This window comes from Xanthomonas sp. NCPPB 3200, from assembly GCF_056393585.1.
Genome location: NZ_CM150785.1, coordinates 3,536,374 through 3,555,930, shown reverse-complemented (window position 1 = coordinate 3,555,930; position 19,557 = coordinate 3,536,374). Strand labels below are relative to the sequence as shown.

Genomic DNA, 19,557 nt, shown 5'->3' with positions numbered 1-19,557 from the left:
GCGGCTGTTGCGCCGGGCATGCGCACTGTGGGGTGAGCGCGCAACGAAGCGGGGCAGGGCGTCGTGCCGCTGGGCGAACTCACGCCTCGATTTGTCGACAGGCCGGCCGGCTGCACCAGGCATTGGCGCTACAGTGCGAGCGTGTGGTGCTGGTGATGGCAGGTTTGCCGATGGTTCTGACGGGAGAGGCGGTGTGACAAGCGATTGGATCCATGGTGCCTGTGCGGTGCCGGACGCGCGCGTGCGCGCGGCTGCGCTGGCGCGGCAGGAGCAACTGACCAAGCCGCACGGCGCGCTGGGCCGGCTGGAACAGCTGGCAGTGCAGCTGGCGGCCTGGCAGCGCAACGAGCACCCCACCGTGCAGCGGGTCTGGATCGCGGTGTATGCCGCCGACCATGGCGTCGCCGCCGAGGGCGTGTCTGCGTTTCCGCAGGCGGTCACTGGCGAGATGGTGCGTAATTTCGCCCGCGGTGGCGCCGCCATTGCGGTGCTGGCGCGCGAGCTCGGTGCGCGCCTGGAAGTGGTCAATCTGGGCGTGGTCAACGACCCGGGCGAGTTGCCGCGGGTGCGGCGTGCCTGGATCGCGCCGGCCAGTGCCAATATCTGCGAGCAGCCGGCGATGAGCTCCACCCAGCTGCGCGACGCGCTTGCCGCGGGCGCCGAAAGCGTCGCCCAGGCAAAGAGTTGCGACACGCAGCTGTTTGTCGGCGGCGAAATGGGCATTGGCAACACCACCTCGGCTGCGGCGTTGGGCTGCGCGCTGCTGTCGCAGTTTCCGCAGGCGATGGCCGGCGCTGGCACCGGGCTGGATGCCGAGGGCATCGCCCACAAGGCCACCGTGATTACCCGTGCGCTGGCCCTGCATGCCGATGCTGCGACGCCGTTGGAGCGGTTGCGCCGGCTGGGCGGTTTCGAGATCGCCGCCCTGGTCGGTGCCTACATCGCCGCTGCGCAGGCCGGGATTCCGGTGCTGGTGGATGGCTTCATCAGCACCGCCGCGGCGCTGGTCGCCACCCATCTCAATGGCGGCGTGCGCGAATGGCTGTTGTTCGGCCATCGCTCGCAGGAGCGCGGCCACGCCGCCTTGCTGCGCGCACTGGATGCCGAACCCTTGCTGCAACTGGACCTGCGGCTGGGCGAGGCCAGCGGCGCAGCGGTGGCAATTCCGCTGCTGCGTCACGCCTGCGCCTTGCACAACGGCATGGCCACCTTTGCCGAAGCCGGCGTGTCCGACGCATGAGTGTGCAGATCATCCTGCTGCGGCACGGCGACACCGGCCAGCGCAGCGACCGCGGTTAGCTCGACGACCCCCTCACCGCCTTGGGATGGCAGCAATTGCGCGTAGCCACCGCCGCAGGCGAATGGGACGTGGTGGTGTCGTCCAGCTTGCAGCGCTGCGCGGCCTTCGCCACCGAACTGGCCCACGCGCGTGGGGTGCCGCTGCAGCTGAACGCGCGGCTGCGCGAATATCACTTCGCCCGCTGGCAGGGCGTGCCGGTGGCCGAGATCGATCGCGACGAAGGACAAGCGCTCGGCCGCTTCTGGGCCGACCCGCTGCGCTACCCGCCGCCGCAGGCCGAGCCGTTTGCCGATTTCTGCGCGCGCCTGTCTGCCGCACTCGATGCGATCATTGGCGCCCATCCGAACCGACGTGTCTTGGTGGTCACCCACGGCGGTGCGATCCGCGCGCTGCGCTGCATGGTGGCCGGCAACGGATTCGCCCGCATGACCGAGCTGGCGGTGCCGCACGCCTCGCTGCATCCGCTGGCCTGGCCAACGGCGTCGCTGCGGCGCTGCCGTCGGAGCGGTCGGCAGCGCCGCAGTCGGCACGCGACGCCGGATGATCAACGGGCTGCTCGCGGCGATCGGCTTCCTGACCCGCATTCCGGTGCCCGGCGCGGTGTTCGCCCGGCCGGGCGCGCAGGCGCGTTCGTTGCCGTGGTATCCGGCGGTCGGCCTGCTGCTCGGTGCGCTGCTGTGCGGCCTGACAGGGTGCCTGCGCGATGTGGCGCCACTGCTGGGCGCGGCAGTGTTGTTGAGTGCATGGACTTGGCTGACCGGCGCCCTGCACCGGGACGGGTTGGCCGACACGACCGACGCCTGGGTCGGCGGCATGGGCGACCGCGCACGCACGCTGGCGATCATGAAGGACCCCACCAGCGGCCCGATGGCGGTGACTGCGCTGGTGCTGGTGGCGCTGCTCAAATGCGCCGCATTGGCCAGCCTGCTGGCGCAGGCGCCCACCACGCTATGGCTGGCGCCGCTACTGGCGCGCAGCGCGCTGGTTGCCGCGTTCCTAAGTACGCCGTATGTGCGCGCCGGCGGGCTGGGCAGCGCACTGTCGGGCGCCCCACGTGCAGGCCTGTGGCTGGCGCTGAGCGCCGGCACCGCGGTGTGCATCGTTGCCGGGCTGGCCACCGCGGCGTTGTGCGTTGGTATCACCGCACTGGTGTTCGCACTCTGGCGCCGCGGCTGCCTGCAGCGCCTTGGCGGCATGACCGGCGATACCTGCGGCGCATTGGTAGAACTGACCGAAACGGCCTTGCTGGTGACGCTGGCGCTGTGGTCGGCTTGAACAGGCAGGCGCTGCAGCTGACGTAATCGTCCTCACGACTGATGCCCCAGCCCGCGCATCGTCTGCGCCTGCGTAGCGGCCGTGGGCGCTGCGACCAACGGCATCCGTCAGCGTGCGTCATCTGCTGAGTTCTCCGGTGCAGGTGCAACGCCAGCGTCGCTCGTGGCTTCCCGGCACTCAGAGAAGTCCCTCGCTTGGTCTACAAGGCTAACGAGAGCGTTCCGCAATAAGGCTTAGCATTTCCGACGTCGCTGCAGCACAATCGACCTGGAAGCGCCAGGTTCCGGCAGAAGCTTCAAAATTGCGTACTCAAATTTTGAGAACGTCTTGATATCAGTAATATACGTGCGCGGTAGAGCGCGAGTTGACATAACGGGTAAGGAAGCGCTCATGACACGACAAATCACAAAACTCGTAATCGGCGCGGGCATTATGGCCATCGCAACGCAAGTCGGGGCCAGCGAGTTTCTGATCGATATGCAAGGTGCAGCCGGAAAGCGTGTCAACGTCTACGCCAGTGACGCAATTATGGACCACACACCGATCAATGATGATCTCGCAAATCCTGACTCAAACCGTGTCATTCAGATTGATTTGACGATGGTCTATGAAGCGGTCGACCAACCCCTATGGTTGGAATATCAACTTCAGTTCAAATGCCCCAAGTCGATTCGGCGCGGCCGTGGCGCACCCAAGCACAAGGCTGATTCAACCGGCATATTGGACACGCCGGATTCCGTAGAATTCCGGGTGGCCAGCGGCGCAAAGACCATGAAACAGGATCCGGCGATCATTGATCTGCAGCCCACCGATTGGCAAAGCACGACCAGCTACACGATGCGACAGGCATGGAATGTAGCCTGCAACAGTGCCAGCATTGGCGATGCCAAACAAGCTGCGGCGGTCGATCGTGTGGTTAAGTCCGATACATTGCGAGCGAAACTGGCAGCCATCGGCTTGAATGGACTGGAACTGGTCCCCGCCGGACTGTCGATGAGTTCGCTTGCCGATTTTACCTGGGAAACGCTGTGGTCTGACGTGCCGAAGCCTGCGATCAATCGCGGCCGCAAGCTGACGCCAGCAGAATCGGCAGCGCTCACGGCAAAATTGGCCCAAATGCAGCAACAAGTAACCGAAGCGCAGGGGAGGGTACAGGGCAACCTGGCGGCAATGAAGGCCGATATGGACTTTACTCAGATCGCCGCTGAATACCGTGGGAAAAGGCGTTTATCGCGCAGTGAATCGCTGCTGATCCAGGTGTGGCTGGGTAAGACTGAGCAAGAGGTCGTCGCCGCGAACGGCAACCCCGCTGTCCGTCAGGCCGGGATCGCGCGGACGCTCTCTTATGGGCAGGCCTTTGACAATCGCGTCATGTGGCAGAATCTCGTGACCGGCGCGACTTACACTGGCGGCGGCTATAAAAGTTGCAACGTTCGCTATGCGCTGATCCCGGACAGCGCCGGGATGCTGAGGGTTGCCGATGTGAATATCTTCGTTGATTCAAGTGGCGACACAAGCGGGATGGGTCGCGCCTGCGCCGACATCTTGAACGTGCCAAACGGCTGAAATCATGGTCTATTTTCGAGCCGCGCTCATGCAAGCCGAAAGCTGGCGATACGCCAGCTGCAACTGGACAACTTTTGACCGGAACACCTCTTTCCCCTGAAGCTGGATGGCGAGCTCATTACTGTCCGGCTTTTCCTGTACCGATTTCTGCACGTCGATGGTCAGCAACAACGCCCCACTGCTCTGGCCAGGCATGCTCACATGGGCAGCCTGAACATTCTGCGTAGGGTGGTTGGTAGATGACAACGTGATCGGAGCGATCTCGGGCTTTGTCACCGGGGGGATTGCCTCGCTGATGAACCAAAGACTGCCATGACCCTTTCTCGCCATCCCAGCGTCGGCGGGACCGCGAAACGACAAGGTGGAATCTGGCGTGATGAAATTAACCGAGCAGTGGTACCCGGTGTTGACGGGTTCGCGTACCAGCACCCAATTGCCCTCGATCCCCTTGTAGAAGGATTCGCTAAACATTGGCTTATCCGGATCCGCGCCCCCGAGCAACTCAGGGGCGATTTGAGCAACGCAGGGGCTAGTCCATGCCATGGTGACTACTAAGCCGATCAGCCAATTCTTCATCTAAAATCGTTCTCCATTCGTTGGTCTTTGACATACGGTTTCGTGCAATTCTTGTCGTGACCCTATGCAAGCGGCTACAAGCCATAGCTTAGCCTTCCAGGATTGCAGTGGGGGTTCTACCCCGTTTTCACGGACACTTACAAGAAGGTCCAGGCCATGATGAGTATTCATGTCAAAGCATAGGAAGTTCAGTGCCGAGTTCAAGCGCGGTGCGGTTGAGCAATGGTTCCGAGCGTGCAGCTTCCAGCATCCGGAACCATTCCTGCGCCTGGCAGGCGGTGAGCGATAGCCACGCCAAATCTTCCGGGAGCAGCTCGCGACCTTCCGGGAGCGGTCAGGCGATCACCGAGGAAATAGAACCGGTCCGAGGGCCGGTCAGATCTATACGATGGTGCGGGTCGAACTCAATCATGCCGCGATCCCATCCTTTTTCGGGGTCTGAGGGCACAGGCAAGAGCCGAGCCATAGGCCAACTGATGGATGGTGCGCCGGCAATTGCTGCCGGCCCGGGGGTAATGCTGCCTGGCGGCAGCTAAAACGCTAGAAAGTTGCAGAAATCGCACTAAACACGACATGTTGCTCGTCACTGACATGCAAGAAGCTGGAATTTGAGAGGTTTGGTGGGTCGTTCAGACCTTCCCTAGGAGAGTTGTCACTGGGCAACAATCCGCTTGGCTAACTTCTACGAAATTTCTGCACAGCTACTTCGAGTCACCTCAGGAAATTGCGGCAACAGCACATCTGCATGTGGGCCTGCTGACCCATGCCTAAGCTTTGTTCGTCCGCAATCGGTACGTCAATGCCCCTGCGTTAGGAACACCATCTGCGGCGGCGGATGCATCAGGAACTGCTGGTGCGAGATATTCCACGCATACGCGCCGGCCAGCGGGAAGGCCAGGCAGTCGCCTGGCGCCAGCGCTGCGACAGGTTGGTTGCGCGCCAGCACGTCCTTGGGCGTGCACAGCTGCCCGACCAGGGTGACCGGGGTGTCGCGCAGCACCGGCGCATGCCTGCCACGCAACACACGGAACGGATGATCGTGGCCTTGCGCGGCCGGGGTGCGGAAGTGATGGGTGCCGCCGCGGGCGATCGCAAACCACGCGCCGTGGCTGCGCTTGAGGTCCAGCACGTCCATCAGATACCAGCCGCAGCTGGCGCTGACATAGCGCCCGGGTTCCAGCCGCAGGCGCAGTGCCTGGCCGTGTTCGCGTAGCAAGGCAGGCAGCCCGGCGCAGAAGCCGGCCCAGTCGAACGACGATTCCGGCGCCAGATAATCCACACCGAAGCCGCCGCCTGCATTCACCCGCAACGGGCCAAGCGCATAGGTCTGCCGCCACTGCTGCACGGTGCGCAGGTAGGCGGCGATCAGATGCAACTGCGCGCCGGCATCGCGCTGGTGCGACATCAGATGGAAATGGAAGCCTTCCAGCCGCAGCGAAGGGCTGGCCCGCAGCCGCTGGATCGCCGCGTCCAGATCGTCCGGGTCCAGGCCGAACGGCGAGGGCTGCCCGCCCATCATCAGGCGCGTGCTCTGCGCGCCGGGCACGGCGATGTTCATACGCAGGAACACCGGCACGCAGCGGCCGGCCTGCGCCGCGATCGCGGCCAGGCGTTCCAGTTCGCCCAGGCTTTCCACATGCACGGTGCAGTCGGGCAGCGCGACGGCCTGGGCCAGTTCGCCATCGAGCTTGCCAGGGCCGCCGAACAACAACGCAGCCCGGGGTTGTTGCGTGTGCAGCCAGGACAGTTCGCCGCCGGAGGCCGCCTCGAAACCATCCACGTGCGGGGCGAGCGTGTGCAGGATCGGCGGCTCCGCATTGGCTTTTGCCGCGTAGAACAGCTCGCAGTCGGCCGGCAGTTGCGCGCGCATCCAGGCCGCATGCGCATCCAGGGCGGCCAGGTCGTAGACGTAGGCGCACAGCGGGCCATCGCTTTGGTCGCGGATGCCCGGCAATGCCTGCATCACGGCGTCCATATCGATGCGCAGGCTCATGCCGCCACCCGCCGTGCCGCTGCGATGCGTGGAATCGGATTGGGAAGCGCGGTGTAATCGGATTGGCGATCGGCGCGTTGCCACAGCCGCGTGCCCAGGTTGTTCTTGCCAGGCAGCGGCGCGCCGTCGAGCAGGCCCTGCAGCGCGGCTTGCGTGCCATGGCGCTGTTGCCAGCGTGCGGCCAGCTCGCCCACGCATTGCCACAGGCGCGCCTCCAGCACGGCATCGCCTTCGGTGAGATGGAAGATCGCCTCGGCCAGGTTGTTGACCAGCGCGCAATACGCCACGCGATTCCAGCCCTGTTCCGGCGTGTAGTACAGCGATTGCCGGGCGCGTTCGCCCACGCCCTGCAAGCGCGTGGCGGGCCAGCGATGTGCGAGCAGCTTGGTGCCTTCCAGGTCGCGGATCCATACCCGCGTCGGCCAGCCATCGGCAAACCCGATCACGGTGTTCTGCAGGTGCGGTTCCAGCGCGATGCCGTGCTGGAACAAGGCACTCCACACTCCGTCCAGCAGCAAGCCGGCATAGGCGCGGAACCACAGCAGCGTGGCGGTGTGGCGATCCATCTGCGCGCCGCCCAGTGCCTGCAGCCTGGACGCACACACGCTGTTGCCCTGCGCATCGCAGGTGAACAACGCGGCGGCCACCTGCGGCTGCCAGCGCGCGCGTTGCGCGGCGGGCAGGGTCTGCCGGTACAGGATGCCGAAGCTCTCCGACAGGCCACGCGCCGCCAGTGGGTCGGCATCGTGCAAGGCGGGATCGACCTGGGCGACCTCCAGCGAGGTGGCTGCCGGCTCCAGCATCACATCGAAGCCCGGCACCTGCACTGCCAGCGCACGCCAGCTCGGTGCCAGCAGCTCGGTGAGCGCGACCGCACTTTCCAGCTCGTACCAGGCGTTCTTGCGCACGCAGTTGGTCAACCGCACATGCACCGAGCATTTGAGGAAATAATCAAGTTCCGGGTGATACAGCGTGCGCACCGACGAGGTGGGCCGCAGTGCCTCGCCCAGCATGCCGACAGGCTCGATCAGCCCGCGTGACTGCAGGGTGCGCAGCAACGGGTCGTCGAGCAGGCGCTGCGCTTCCCACGGATGACAGGGATACAGCGCGTCGCTGCCGGAGAGCTGCCGCAGGCTGGCACGCACATCGCGGCCCTGCATGCGCAACAGCCGTGGGTCGATGCGGAACCAGAACAGCTGGAACGCGGCGCGCGCTTCCGGCGCGCAGGCCAGCACCTGCGCTAGGTCGACGCCTTCGCGGCTCTTGGGCGTGGGATGCAAGGCATGCCCCCATAGCATCGATTGTTCGGCGTCGATCATCGCCTCGCCGGTCGCGGCGGTGCCCTGTGCCTGGCGCAGCAGTGCGGCAGTGATCGCCACGCTGTTGGCGCTTTGCGCGAGCAGTTCCGGGTTGACCGCCTGCGTGCTGCCCAGCGCCTGCAGCAGGCAGCGCGCCAAGGCATGCGCGTCCAGGCTCTGCCACGGTTGGCCGGCGCCCTTGAGAAACGGCGTGGAGGCAAAGCGGCAGCGGCCCAGGCGATCGGCATAGGCAATGCGCACGCACAGCGTGCCGGTATCGCCCAGCGCGATCCGCAGCCAGCGCTGCTCGGCCACGCGCGGGCCTGGGCGATCCAGCCCGCGGTAATCGAAGTCCGCTGCGCGCTGCGGAATCGCGAACTCGCGCAGGTAGCAGTTCAACCAGCAACTGCAGGCCTGCGCGTCGGCCATGCTGTCGTACCAGGGGTCATGCATCGTGTGCGGCGACATCGGCGGATCTCCTCGAAGGGAAGCGCACCAGAACGGTGAGCGCAGCGGCCGCCGCAGCCAGCGCGGCAGCCAGGAAGGGAGTGGCAGGGCCGGCGGCCTGGGCCAGCGCGCCGGCAGCGGCACCGGCGAACACGCCAGCCCATTTGCCGCAGGCATCGAAGCGGCCGAACAAGCGTCCGGCGCCATGCCCGCTGGCGAGCAGCGCCAGGCTGCGGTTGAGCCCACGCAGGCCGAACAACATGCCGAACCCGAACAGCAGCCGTGCCGCTGCCAATGCGGCGGCGTCGTGCAGCAGCGCCTGCCACAGGCAGGCCAGCGCGAACAGCGCCAGGCCGGGCACCAGCCAGGCCTCGCCATCGCCGCGCCGCCACCACGGCAACACCACCAGATAGACCAGGTGCGGCAGGCTGTAGAGCAGGCCGGCCAGCGCGTCGTGGCCGGCGCCGCGCGCCAGCGCATACGGGATGAAGTAGGGGAAGGTCACCACCATCGCGAAGCAGAACAGGAACTGCGCGATCAGCAACGCAGGCCATAGTGCGCTGGCCGGTGTGGTGGTCGGTGCTGACGCCGATGGCGCCGACGTAGCCACATGCCCGGAGGGTGTGGACTGCGCAGTTGGGGCGGTCGGCCGCGGCGCAGGCCGGTCGGCGGGCAGACGCCAGGTCAGCGCGAACGCCAGCAGCGGCAGCAGCGCAAGCGCGCGATACAGCGACTGCGCCGGGCCAAGCGCCACGGCCAGGCCCAGCAACGCGGGCGCGCTGACCATCGCCAGGCGCGCCGAGTACTGCGTCCAGTCGAGCGCGCGCGCCAGCGGGCCGGCCTGCGGCTGGCTGGCCAGGTACGCATTGGCCGCCGCCAGCGAGCCGCCGCAGGTGCCTTGCACGATCAGGCCGATCACCAGCCAGCTCAGCGACGGCGCGAAGCCGGCGATCGCAAAGCCCAGCGCCAGCCCCAGCTGTGCACGCAGCAACGAACGCTTGCGTCCATAGCGGTCGGCCAGGCGCCCCCAGGTGCCGGCCGTCAACGCGGTGCACAGCGTCGGCAACACGTACAGCACGCCGCTCCAGCCAACCGCCGCAGACGGTGCCAGTTCGGCCAGCACCTGCGGCAGAAACAACGGCATGCCCAGTGCGGTGAAGGCGGCCAGGTAATGCGCGGCCAGCACCGGGCCCAGGATGCGCTTCATCGCTGGGCACCCGCCTGCCGACGCGGCCTGTGCTGCGCGCCGGCGAAGGCGTCGCCGAAGGGGTTGGGCGCGCTATCGCCGTAGAACTTGTTGATGTCGCTCGCACCGGTGAGTTGCTTGCTGAGCAGGCTGCCGGCGCTGAGCAGGTACTTCACCGGCAGCCGCGGTGCGGCCAGCAGGCGACGTGCGGGAGCGGTATCGATGCCATCGACATCCAGCTGCGCCAGCGTCAAGGCGAACTGCGTCTGCAACTGCGTGTACAGCGGCGCGCGCAGCGCCGGCTGCCATTCGGCCAGGCCTTCCAGCACTGCCTGCAGATCCAGCTGCAGCACGATGGTGCAGAACATCTGCGCCAGGGCTTGCGGCTGGTCTACCGCGATGCGCGCATCGTGCAGCGGGCCCAATGCGTCCAGATCCGGCAGCTGCGCGCGCAACTGCGGCATCGCGATACGCGCGGCGTCGTTGTCCTTCATCAGCAGCCGCGTCGCCTGGCCATCGGCGTAGACCAGCACGCTGTTCTGCTGATTGGCTTCCAGCGCGATGCCGTAGCGCAGCCAAAGACGCAGATGCACCGCCAGCATCAGCTCGGTGTACGCGCGCCACCAGCCGAGCAGATCGCCCTGCGCAGAGCGCTCGGCCAGATGGATCGCCATTGGCCGGCCATCGGGCAACCGCGCGCACAGCGCGGCCACCGGCACCAGCGTGGTGGCGTCCAACGGTGGATAACGCCGCAGCAGATAGGCCAGATGACGGGTCTGTCCCACATGCCCGCCATGCGATTCGTCCACGAACACGCAGCGGCCACGCAAGGCCGGATCCAGCGCATCGATGCGCCGCAGTGCGCGCTCCAGCCAGTGGCCGTCGTACAGCGTGGAGGGCTTGATCAGGCGCAGATTGAGCGCGCCCAGCGTGCGCATCGGAATCGGCAGCTTGAGATGCAGCTGCGGATGCTGCAGCGGCACCAGCGTGCGGACCGACAGGGTGGGGCGCACCTCCAGCCAGGCCTGCGGCGCTCGCAACGTGCCTGGCGGCAGTGCAAACCCGTCCTGCTCCAGCCGCGCCCACACCAGCGGATGCACCGGCCAGGCGACATGCGTGTCGGCCAGCGCGGGCGGCAGGCCCAGCGTGGCGAAGTCCGGCCACAACTCGGCCGGCGCTGCACTGGTGCAGCTGACCTGCGCACGCGGAACCGCCAGCCAGCGCAGCGCGAAGGTGGGGGCGAATTCCGGTGCGTAATCGCGCAGTTCCGAGGCATCCAGCCCGGCCTTGGCACGTGCGGTGGGATAGAACGGATGATCGCGGTAGCTGGCCACTTGATCGCAGCGATACGCCCGCTCGGCCGCATCTGGGTGCTGCAAGGCATTGAGCAGCGCAGGCGCCTGCGCGTCGTAGGCCTGGCGCGCCAGGCCCAGGTGGGCGGCAGCGCAGTCGGCTTCTTCGGCGTAGGCGCGATGCAGCTGTTGCGTCTCGCCGTCCAGCTGCGCGCTCATGCGTTGCAGCCAGGCCTGCGCACCGCGTTCGACATATGCGCCATCGGCGCCCTGCACGATCCAGCTGTCGCCGCAGGCGCTGATGTCCTGCAGATAGCCCTGCCGATGGATCGGCAACCACAGCGTGCCGTCGGGCAGATGCGCGATGCGCCACCAGCCCTCCACCGGGCTGGGGTCGGTCCATGCCGCCAGCACGCCTGCCTCGGGCATTGCGGCGCTGCCGCGGGTGGCGATGCCGCGCAGGTCCTCGCGCAGGCAGGCATCGATGATGCGGGTGGCGATATAGCGTTGGTCGGCGGCACTGCTCATGCGCGCAGCTCCGCGCCATCGATCCGCCACTGCAGCCCCGCTTCGGCATGCACCACTGCCTGTTGCAGGGCCTGTGCATCGCTGGCCACCGCGCTCAGCACACCCAGGTAATCCTTGTTGGAATGGCTCAGGCGGATGCGCTCGCCGGGCGCGCGCATCCGCCGGTACTGCACATCGCTGTGCGCATCGTGGTGGCGGCGATCTTCGCTGGCGGTCACCAGCTCGCCGTCCTGCGCGGCGACGTAGTAACGCAGCAAGGCATGGGCGCGATCGCAGCGCAGCTGCGGCAGCGGCAGGCCCAGATGCGGCGCCAGCGCGGCGGCGAACCACTGCCCGCCGAACATGTCGTCGAGCAGGAACTCGCGGCGGTCGCCGATGCTGCGGTAGTTGATCTCCACCAGCACCGGGCCGTCGCTGGTGAGGATGAATTCGCTATGGCACAGCCCGAAGCCGACCCCGAAGTAGCGCAACTGTTGCAGCGCCTGCGCAATCACCGGCGTGTCCACGCGGGCATCCCACTGCGCCTCGCATTCCACGAAGTGCGGCGGTGGCGACAAGCGCACCCTGAAGCCGCCCAGCGCCTGCAACGTATGGCCGTCGCCCAGCGTTTCCAGCGTAAACAGCGCCCCTTCCAGCATGCCTTCCAGCAGCACGGTGCGCTGCGGATGGCGCTGCCACACATCGTCCAGATAGGCCTGCAACTGCGCGGCATCTGCACAATGGCGAACGTCCAGACTGGCCACGCCCTCGCGCGGTTTGGCCACCACCGGCCACGGAATGTCGGCCGGCAATGCGGCGCCCGGCGCCAGCGTGCAGAACCACGGCGACGGCAGTCCACGCGCACGCAGGCGCTGACGCATCGCCGCCTTGTTCTTGGCCGCGTAGCAGACCTGCCAGTCCTTGCCGGGCAGGCCAAGACCCGCCGCGACCAGCGCGGTGCTGGTCTGCAGATGATCGCTGTTGCTGAACACCGCGCGCGGCGATACATCGGCGTCGTGCAGTACATCCAGCACGCCGAGCGGATTGAACACATCGCATTCGATCACCCGTTGCGGTGCATGCGCCGGATGCTCGCGGAAATGGCTGAGGTGATCGAGTCGGTGGTCGGTCAGCAGCCACACCGGCAGGCCGAGCGCATGCGCGGCCGGGAGAAACCCTTCGGTGATGGCCGGATGGCAGACATGGGTGAGGATCACCAACGGTGCAGCGGATGTGGCAGTCATGGCAGCTCTCGTTCAACAGGACGGTGGAAAAAACCGGTACTGAAACGGGCTGCCTGGCGCCGCAGGGGCGTTGGGTGGCCTGCGATACGGTGATCGCATGCCGCATGCTGCGGCAGGGAGACGTGCGTCATGCACGCCGTGTTGTCTGCGGCGCCCGCCAGCGCGAGCGCCGTTGCCGTCAGCCGACCGACGCCCCTGTACGTCGGTCGCTACGGCATGTGCCGGGTCGAAGGCCTAAAACGTGTACTCCAGCCCGGCGGTGACGGTGCGCGACGGCGCGGCCTGGCGGCCCCACGGGCTGGTATCCACACCGCGGAACCAGTACTGCCGATCGAACAGGTTGTTGATCGCCAGCGACGCGCTGAATTTTTGTCCATCGCGTTCGAACAGCGTATGGCTCACCTGCGTGTTCCATACCCAGTACGACGGCAACTCGCCGACCGAGGCGATCGCGTTCTCCTGCACGGTGTTCGCCGCGTCGCTGTAGGCCTTGCTGAAGTAGTAGCTCGACAGTGCGACAGTGGTGTGACCGAGCGTGTAGTTGCCGCCCAGGGTGATCTGGTTGCGCGAGGTGTAGGGCACGCGCAGCCCGCGGAATGCGCCCGATTCCTGGCTGGCATCCAGATACGCATAACCGGCGTTGAGGGTGAGCGCGCGCAGGTTTTCCGGGCTCCATTGCAGTTCCAGCTCGCCGCCTTGATGGCGGGTCTTGCCGAGGTTGCGGAACACGCGCGTGGTGTTGTCCAGCTGGATCTGCTGATCGAAATCGATCAGATAGGCACCGAGCTGGATGCGGGTGCGGTCGTTGGGCTGGTAGCGCGTGCCGGCTTCGTAATTCCACGCCAGTTCGGCATCCAGGTTGTTGCCGAAGATGATCTGGGTGACCTGCGGCGCACGCAGCGAGCGCTGCCCGTCCGCATAGAAGAACCAGTGTGCGTTGGCCTGGAAACCCACCGTCAACCCCGGCAATACATCGCGGGTCTGGTTGCGCGTACGCAGGCCGGTGGCGCGATTGAAATAGCGCGAATCCAGCCGCTCATAGCGCAGGCCCGGGGTGATGGTCAGGCGTTCGTCGGGCAGGGTGATCGCATTGCTGACGTAGGCGGCCAGGGCACGGTCTTCGAACTGCCAGTCACGCACGCTGGTGAACAGGCCATCGCGCAGGCGCAGATTGCCGACCAAAAAATCGATGTCCTCGTGCACCGCACGCACGCCGGCGGTCCACTGCTGACGCACGCCACCGGCATCGCCCATGCTCCAGCTCAGCCGCGGCTCGCTGCCGACCACGCGGAAGTCGCGCGGTGCGGTCTGGCGCAGTTGCGGCGGCAGGTCCGAACGCCAGGTTTCGGTGGCGGCCTGGCGCATGCCGACGATGAAGTTGCGGCTGCTGCGCGCGCTGAAGTTGGTCCAGGACAACCGAACATCTTTCAACGGACCCCATTCTCCGAACAGCTGCTCATATCCCAACGATGCACGCGTGGTACGCCCATTGAAGCTGTCCAGCGGGCGCGTGGACTGGCGCGGGTCGCGCCGGTAATCGTCCGGGCTGAGCGCGCCGGCCAGATCCATGTCGACCAGATAGCGTTGCACGCTGGCCTTGAGCAACTTGGTGTCGTCCAGCCACCACTCCGCACGCACGCGCAGATTGCTGATGTCGGTATCGCTGTGCGCGCGCCAGTACTCGCCGTAAGTGCGATTGGCATCGACCTGCAGGCCGAGGTTGTCGGTGAGGTAGCCGCCGCTGCTGAGCGCGCTGTCCTGCAGGAACTGGCCCTGGCCGCCAGCGGTGACCTTGTGCGCCAGCGTGGTACTCCACTCGCTGGGGATCTCCTTGCTGACCAGATTGATCACCCCGCCCACGTTGTTCGGCCCGTACTGCACGGCCGCGCCACCGCGCACGATATCGATGCGGTCGATCTGGTTCAGCCCTACCGGAAACAACGACAGGCTGGTCTGCCCGTACGGCGCCAGTGCCAGCGGAATGCCATCTTCCAGTACCTGCACGCGGCCGCTGCGGCTCTCGTACAGGCCGCGCAGCATCAGCTGCGGCAACGCGCCGGTGCCGGTCTCGTCGAAGATCTTGATGCCCGGCACGCGCTGCAGGGCATCGTCCAGCGAGCGGTTGCCGCCATTGCGCAGTTGCTCGCGGTCGATCACCTGGCGGCTGCCGGCATAGCGCTGCACGTCGTCGGGCCTGGAACGCCCGAGCAGGCTGCCTTGCACCTGGATCGTGTCCAGCGCACGGATCGGCGTCTGCGCATCGGTGGCTACCGCATCCGGTGACTCGGTGGCGAACGCCAACGGCGGCAGGGCCCAGGTGGCCGCAGCGATGGCGATGGTCAGGGCGTGGAAACGGAACGTCGACATCTACGGCGTGCTCCTGCAGGCGGGTGGTGGAATGGGTGCGGCGAAGCTGGCCAGGTGGCCGCGCAGTGCGCGTTGAATCAGCGCGCGGTCTTCGCCGGCCAGCATCCAGCGCAGGTCCGGCTGTTGCAGCCAGTGCGCGCGTTGCGCGTCGGTGCGCGGATTGGGGCAGAACGGCACGTTGGCCGCAACGCAGTGCGCATGCAGTTGCAGCAGCAGCTCCCACACCTGTGGATGGGTCGGTTGCGGGCCCAGGCCCAGGTCCAGCGCAAGATCCAGCGCGCCTTCCATCACCAGTGCCACGCCGGGCAGCGCCAGCAGCTCGGGTACTGCCGCAATGCCGGCCGCACTTTCGATCATCGGCACGATGCGGATATCGCGATTGGCCTGCGCGATGTAGGTGGGCAGGTCGACATTGCCGAAGCCGGTGACGCGCCCGCCGGTGATGCCGCGCCGCCCCAGTGGCGGGAACCGTGCCGCGGCGATGGCATCGGCCAGTTGCGCGGCCGATTCGGCGCGTGGAATCACGATCCCGCGCGCGCCGGCATCCAGCACGCGGCCGATCAGTTTTTCGTCCACCTCCGGCACGCGCACCCAAGCCTCGCAGCCGGACAGCTCGCAGGCGCGGATGGCGTGTTCCAGTTCGTCCGGCGCGCGCAGCACATGTTCCAGGTCGAGCACCACAAAGCCGTAGCCGATGCGGCCCAGCAGCTCGCACAACTGCACGCTTGGCACTGCGTTGAGAACGCCAACCGCAAACGTCATGGATGAGGCCGCCAAGGAAACGGGCGCTCATCCTGCTCCGGATGGGAATGATTATCAAGTGGATTTGGTGGGCAGTTTTCGGTGCCCTGGTCGCAGTTCGATCAATGCACGGCTGCAAGCCGTTTCGCACTGAACCACCTGCAGGCAACAAAAAACCCGCAGGCGCCGCCGGCGGGTTTTCGTGTCGTGCAGCGCTGCGTCGCCCCGCCTTGCGGTTACGACGCCGGTACGCGCAATGCCCGATACGGCGGGGTGGACATCACCATCTCGGCCAGCGAATAGGCCAGCTCGCGTTCGGCCAGCACCGCGCCGTCGGCGCCGTGTTCGAGCAGGTGCTTGACCTCGGTGTCGCTGTGCGCGCGCGCCAGCAGCGTCAGCGAGGGGTTGATCGCGCGCAGCTTGGCCAGCGCCTCGCCGGCTTCCAGCGGCTGCGGGATCGCCAGGATCGCGATCTTGGCGTGCTCCGGGCGGGCCTCGGCCAGCACGCGGTCGGCCGCCGCACTGCCGCGGATACCGGGAATGCCGGCCGCATGCGCCTTGGCCACATGATCGCTGTTGTCGTCGATCACCAGCACCGGTACGCCGCGGCTACGCAGCAGCTGCGCCAGCGCGCTGCCGACGCGGCCGTAGCCGATCACGATGGCATGGCCATCCAGCGGCAGCGGCGGGCCGGGCGGTAGTTCCGGCTCCACCGCGGCCGGGGCGTCCTGCGCCTGCCTGGCCTGCCAGCGGTCCAGCCACGAGAACAGGAACGGGTTGGCGATGATCGACAGCAGCGCGCCGGCCAGGATCAGGTCGCGCCCGGTTTCCGGCAGGATCGCCAGCTGCACGCCCAGCCCGGCCAGGATGAAGGAGAACTCGCCGATCTGCGCCAGGCTGGTGGAAATGGTCAGCGCGGTGCCGGTGGGGTGGCCGAATGCACGCACGATCACGAATGCGGCCAGCGACTTGCCCAGGGTCACGGTCAGGAACGTGGCCAGCACCTGCCACGGATGCTCGACCAGGATCATCGGGTCGAACAGCATGCCCACCGAGACGAAGAACAATACCGCGAACGCATCGCGCAACGGCAGCGAATCGCTGGCGGCCTTGTGGCTGAGCTCGGATTCCTTCAGCAACATGCCGGCGAAGAACGCGCCCAGCGCGAACGACACCCCGAACAGCGTGGCCGACAGGAACGCCACGCCCAGCGCGATGCCGAGCACGGCCAGGGTGAACAGCTCGCGCGAGCCGGTGGCGGCGACCTTTTCCAGCGACCACGGAATCACCCGCCGCCCGACCACCAGCATCACCGCCACGAACGCCACCATCTTGAACAGCGTCAGGCCCAGCGCGGCCAGCAGCGAGGTGGACTCGCCGGCATGCGCCGCCGCTGGCGCGGCGGTGCCCAGCACCTCGGCCAGCGCCGGCAACATCACCAGCGCGATCACCATCACCAGGTCTTCGACGATCAGCCAGCCCACCGCGATACGGCCGCGCTGGGTTTCCAGCAGGCGGCGTTCTTCCAGTGCGCGCAGCAGCACCACGGTACTGGCCACCGACAGCGCCAGGCCGAACACCAGCCCATGCATCAACGGCCAGCCCATGCTCCAGGCCAGCGCCCAGCCAAGCAGCGTGGCGACCACGATCTGCGCCAACGCGCCCGGAATGGCGATCCATTTCACTTCCATCAGATCGTCGAGCGAGAAGTGCAGGCCCACGCCGAACATCAGCAGCATCACGCCCAGCTCGGACAGCTGGTTGGCCATTGTCTGGTCGGCCACGAAGCCCGGCGTAAACGGCCCGACGCAGACGCCGGCCAGCAGATAGCCGACCAGCGGCGAGAGTTTCACTTTCTGTGCGAGCGTGCCCAGCACGAAAGCGACCGCGAGGCCGACGGCGATGATGTCGATGAGGCTGGTGTCGTGATGCATTCCAATCCGTTGTGAGAGTGTCCGAGAGAGCGTCGCGGGCGCGACCAGCCAACGGCACTGCGCCGGGCGTCGCCTGCGGGCATTGCGTGGTCATGGCTGGAGTCCGGCGCGGGGGAACCGGGACCGCGTTGCTGGTCCGGTTGGCCGGACGCCCATAGTACACAGCGCTTGATTAACGCGATGCGACACGCAGCGCATGCACGCAGGCCGATCCATGCGTCAGACGCCGCGGGTAAAGCGCTGTGGCCCGCACGTGCGCGTGCGAGTTGCGACGCAGGGCGCAAGTCCGGCCCGCCGATTCAACATTGACGACACCGCTTCGCCCCTGCGCAAGGTCGCAGCGCGGCGCCGGCCGACAATCCGGGCTACCAGTGGAGCGCCTGCGTCCTTCGGCAGGCCCACGCATGCATCGCCCCTGTTGCGGGTGACGCCACACGAGCCAGGCCATGCATCTCAGCGATTTGGCAACACCCCAATTCCGGCACGATCCCTATCCGACCTACGCGCGCCTGCGCGAGGAAGGCGCGTTGGTGCAGGTGGCAGACGGGCGGCTGATGTCCGGCCGTTACGCCGTGGTCGATCGCCTGCTCAGCGATCGCCGGGTCGGCCGCGACTATCTGCAAAGCATTCGTCTACGTTACGGCGAGGCGGCGGTGCACCTGCCGCTGTTCCAGGGTATGAGCCGCATGTTCCTGCTGCTCAACCCGCCGCTGCACACCCAGTTGCGCGGACTGATGACACAGGCCTTCGGTGCGCGGCAGATGGAGTCCATGCGTGAAGTGGCCAGCGATACCGCCGCCGGGTTGATCGATGCTTTCCAGGCAAACGGCCACTGCGATCTGCTGACCGAGTTCGCGTTCCCGCTGCCGATCGCCATCATCTGCCGGATGCTGGATATCGATGCCGCCGATGTCACCGCGTTGAGCCACGCGACCAGCGCACTGGCAAAAGTCTTCGATCCGATGATGACGGCGGAAGAACTGCAGGCCACCAGCGTTGCGTACGACCAGCTGGCGACATATTTCCACGGCGTGATCGCGCAACGTCGCAGCGCTGGCGGCGATGATCTGATCGCGCGTTTCATCCAGGCCGAGGACAACGGCCGCCGCCTGAGCGACGAGGAGATCGTCTCCAACGTGATCCTGCTGTTCTTTGCCGGCCACGAAACCACTTCCAACATGATCTGCAATGCGCTGGTCGCGCTGCATCGGCATCCGCAGCAATTGCGCCTACTGCAGGAAACCCCGAGCCTGCTGCCCAATGCAGTGCTTGAATGCATGCGCTACGACAGCTCGGTGCAGATCGCCACGCGCACCGCGTTGCAGGATTTTGAGATCGAGGGCGTGGCGGTCCCCCAGGGCGTCATGCTGTATCTGATGCTGGGCGCGGCCAATCACGACACGCTGCAGTTCACCGACCCGCAGCTGCTGGATATCCGCCGCCAGCAGGGCCGTGCGCTGTCGTTCGGTGGCGGCATTCACCACTGCCTGGGCAACCGGCTGGCGCTGATCGAAATGGAGGCCGCGCTGGCCTGCCTGCTGGCGCGTCTGCCGGCGCTTCGGCTGGAGCAGCTGGACACGCTGAGCTGGAACGATCGCGCCAACCTGCGTGGTGTGGACGCGCTGTTCGCTTCCTGGTGAGCTGCGGCCAGGCGGCGCAGTGCCGGGCCGGGCCAGATCGGCACGCATTGTTGCGGCAGTCGTAGTGCTGGCAATCACCGCGGCAGATGACGCAGGGCCGCTGCACGCGAATCGAGATGCCCACAACGACAAACACCGCCGATCACTCGGCGGTGTTTGTCGTTGACGCATGCACGGATCGGCAGGTCCGC

The 19,557-nt window shown here is 66.6% G+C and carries 13 protein-coding genes and 2 pseudogenes; 6 read left to right on the top strand and 9 right to left on the bottom strand.

Annotated features, from left to right (window positions below):
* Positions 1-42 precede the first annotated feature (42 nt).
* The 5 genes and pseudogenes from AC06DU_RS15425 to AC06DU_RS15405 all read left to right on the top strand — a co-directional run.
* Positions 43-197, top strand: a pseudogene (locus AC06DU_RS15425) (bifunctional adenosylcobinamide kinase/adenosylcobinamide-phosphate guanylyltransferase); the annotation flags it as partial.
* Positions 194-1,240 (top strand): nicotinate-nucleotide--dimethylbenzimidazole phosphoribosyltransferase, encoded by a 1,047-nt coding sequence (gene cobT / locus AC06DU_RS15420; RefSeq protein WP_024940845.1) that lies wholly within the window; start codon positions 194-196, stop codon positions 1,238-1,240. The pseudogene AC06DU_RS15425 and the gene cobT, both read left to right, overlap by 4 nt.
* Positions 1,237-1,776 (top strand): annotated as a pseudogene (locus AC06DU_RS15415) (histidine phosphatase family protein); the annotation flags it as partial. The gene cobT and the pseudogene AC06DU_RS15415, both read left to right, overlap by 4 nt.
* A gap of 64 nt (positions 1,777-1,840) precedes the next feature.
* A complete protein-coding gene (locus AC06DU_RS15410) occupies positions 1,841-2,575 on the top strand; it encodes an adenosylcobinamide-GDP ribazoletransferase (RefSeq protein ID WP_478202767.1) in 735 nt (244 codons plus the stop codon).
* Between the two features lie 429 nt (positions 2,576-3,004).
* Complete coding sequence (locus AC06DU_RS15405) at positions 3,005-4,141, top strand: hypothetical protein (RefSeq protein WP_166770968.1); 1,137 nt, start codon at positions 3,005-3,007, stop codon at positions 4,139-4,141.
* Positions 4,142-4,150: 9 nt separating this feature from the next.
* Here the strand turns inward: AC06DU_RS15405 and AC06DU_RS15400 are convergent, their stop codons facing one another.
* The 9 genes from AC06DU_RS15400 to ybaL form a co-directional block, all read right to left on the bottom strand.
* Positions 4,151-4,717 carry a hypothetical protein gene (locus tag AC06DU_RS15400; protein ID WP_046343892.1) on the bottom strand — a complete coding sequence of 189 codons (567 nt, stop codon included), beginning with the start codon at positions 4,715-4,717 and terminating at the stop codon, positions 4,151-4,153.
* A 796-nt stretch (positions 4,718-5,513) separates the two neighbouring features.
* Positions 5,514-6,710, bottom strand: coding sequence for a type III PLP-dependent enzyme (locus tag AC06DU_RS15395; RefSeq protein ID WP_478202766.1), 1,197 nt, complete (start codon positions 6,708-6,710; stop codon positions 5,514-5,516).
* Positions 6,707-8,476 carry an IucA/IucC family protein gene (locus tag AC06DU_RS15390; protein WP_478202765.1) on the bottom strand — a complete coding sequence of 590 codons (1,770 nt, stop codon included), beginning with the start codon at positions 8,474-8,476 and terminating at the stop codon, positions 6,707-6,709. Before AC06DU_RS15390 ends, AC06DU_RS15395 begins: the two co-directional genes overlap by 4 nt.
* Complete coding sequence (locus AC06DU_RS15385; RefSeq protein ID WP_478202764.1) at positions 8,454-9,662, bottom strand: MFS transporter; 1,209 nt, start codon at positions 9,660-9,662, stop codon at positions 8,454-8,456. Before AC06DU_RS15385 ends, AC06DU_RS15390 begins: the two co-directional genes overlap by 23 nt.
* The gene (locus AC06DU_RS15380; protein WP_478202763.1) at positions 9,659-11,461 is read right to left on the bottom strand and encodes an IucA/IucC family protein; all 1,803 of its coding nucleotides are present in this window, start codon (positions 11,459-11,461) and stop codon (positions 9,659-9,661) included. The genes AC06DU_RS15385 and AC06DU_RS15380 overlap by 4 nt, the downstream gene beginning before the upstream one ends.
* Positions 11,458-12,684 carry an ATP-grasp domain-containing protein gene (locus AC06DU_RS15375; RefSeq protein WP_434981830.1) on the bottom strand — a complete coding sequence of 409 codons (1,227 nt, stop codon included), beginning with the start codon at positions 12,682-12,684 and terminating at the stop codon, positions 11,458-11,460. Before AC06DU_RS15375 ends, AC06DU_RS15380 begins: the two co-directional genes overlap by 4 nt.
* Positions 12,685-12,918: 234 nt before the next feature.
* Positions 12,919-15,051, bottom strand: coding sequence for a TonB-dependent receptor family protein (locus AC06DU_RS15370; RefSeq protein WP_478202762.1), 2,133 nt, complete (start codon positions 15,049-15,051; stop codon positions 12,919-12,921).
* Positions 15,052-15,813: an HpcH/HpaI aldolase family protein gene (locus AC06DU_RS15365; RefSeq protein ID WP_478202761.1), complete on the bottom strand. Its 762-nt coding sequence runs from the start codon at positions 15,811-15,813 to the stop codon at positions 15,052-15,054.
* A 215-nt stretch (positions 15,814-16,028) separates the two neighbouring features.
* Positions 16,029-17,726: a YbaL family putative K(+) efflux transporter gene (ybaL, locus tag AC06DU_RS15360; RefSeq protein WP_046343878.1), complete on the bottom strand. Its 1,698-nt coding sequence runs from the start codon at positions 17,724-17,726 to the stop codon at positions 16,029-16,031.
* 446 nt (positions 17,727-18,172) lie between these two features.
* Between ybaL and AC06DU_RS15355 the strand changes: the two genes are divergently transcribed.
* A complete protein-coding gene (locus tag AC06DU_RS15355; RefSeq protein WP_478202760.1) occupies positions 18,173-19,366 on the top strand; it encodes a cytochrome P450 in 1,194 nt (397 codons plus the stop codon).
* Positions 19,367-19,557 lie beyond the last annotated feature (191 nt).

Excerpts from the sequence above, each read along its gene's own strand:
- AC06DU_RS15410 (WP_478202767.1), top strand. The coding sequence starts at position 1,841 with ATGATCAACGGGCTGCTCGCGGCGATCGGCTTCCTGACCCGCATTCCG.
- AC06DU_RS15365 (WP_478202761.1), bottom strand. The coding sequence starts at position 15,813 with ATGACGTTTGCGGTTGGCGTTCTCAACGCAGTGCCAAGCGTGCAGTTG.
- AC06DU_RS15380 (WP_478202763.1), bottom strand. The coding sequence starts at position 11,461 with ATGAGCAGTGCCGCCGACCAACGCTATATCGCCACCCGCATCATCGAT.
- AC06DU_RS15385 (WP_478202764.1), bottom strand. The coding sequence starts at position 9,662 with ATGAAGCGCATCCTGGGCCCGGTGCTGGCCGCGCATTACCTGGCCGCC.
- AC06DU_RS15355 (WP_478202760.1), top strand. The coding sequence starts at position 18,173 with ATGCATCTCAGCGATTTGGCAACACCCCAATTCCGGCACGATCCCTAT.
- AC06DU_RS15395 (WP_478202766.1), bottom strand. The coding sequence starts at position 6,710 with ATGAGCCTGCGCATCGATATGGACGCCGTGATGCAGGCATTGCCGGGC.
- ybaL (WP_046343878.1), bottom strand. The coding sequence starts at position 17,726 with ATGCATCACGACACCAGCCTCATCGACATCATCGCCGTCGGCCTCGCG.
- AC06DU_RS15375 (WP_434981830.1), bottom strand. The coding sequence starts at position 12,684 with ATGACTGCCACATCCGCTGCACCGTTGGTGATCCTCACCCATGTCTGC.
- AC06DU_RS15390 (WP_478202765.1), bottom strand. The coding sequence starts at position 8,476 with ATGTCGCCGCACACGATGCATGACCCCTGGTACGACAGCATGGCCGAC.
- AC06DU_RS15400 (WP_046343892.1), bottom strand. The coding sequence starts at position 4,717 with ATGAAGAATTGGCTGATCGGCTTAGTAGTCACCATGGCATGGACTAGC.
- AC06DU_RS15370 (WP_478202762.1), bottom strand. The coding sequence starts at position 15,051 with ATGTCGACGTTCCGTTTCCACGCCCTGACCATCGCCATCGCTGCGGCC.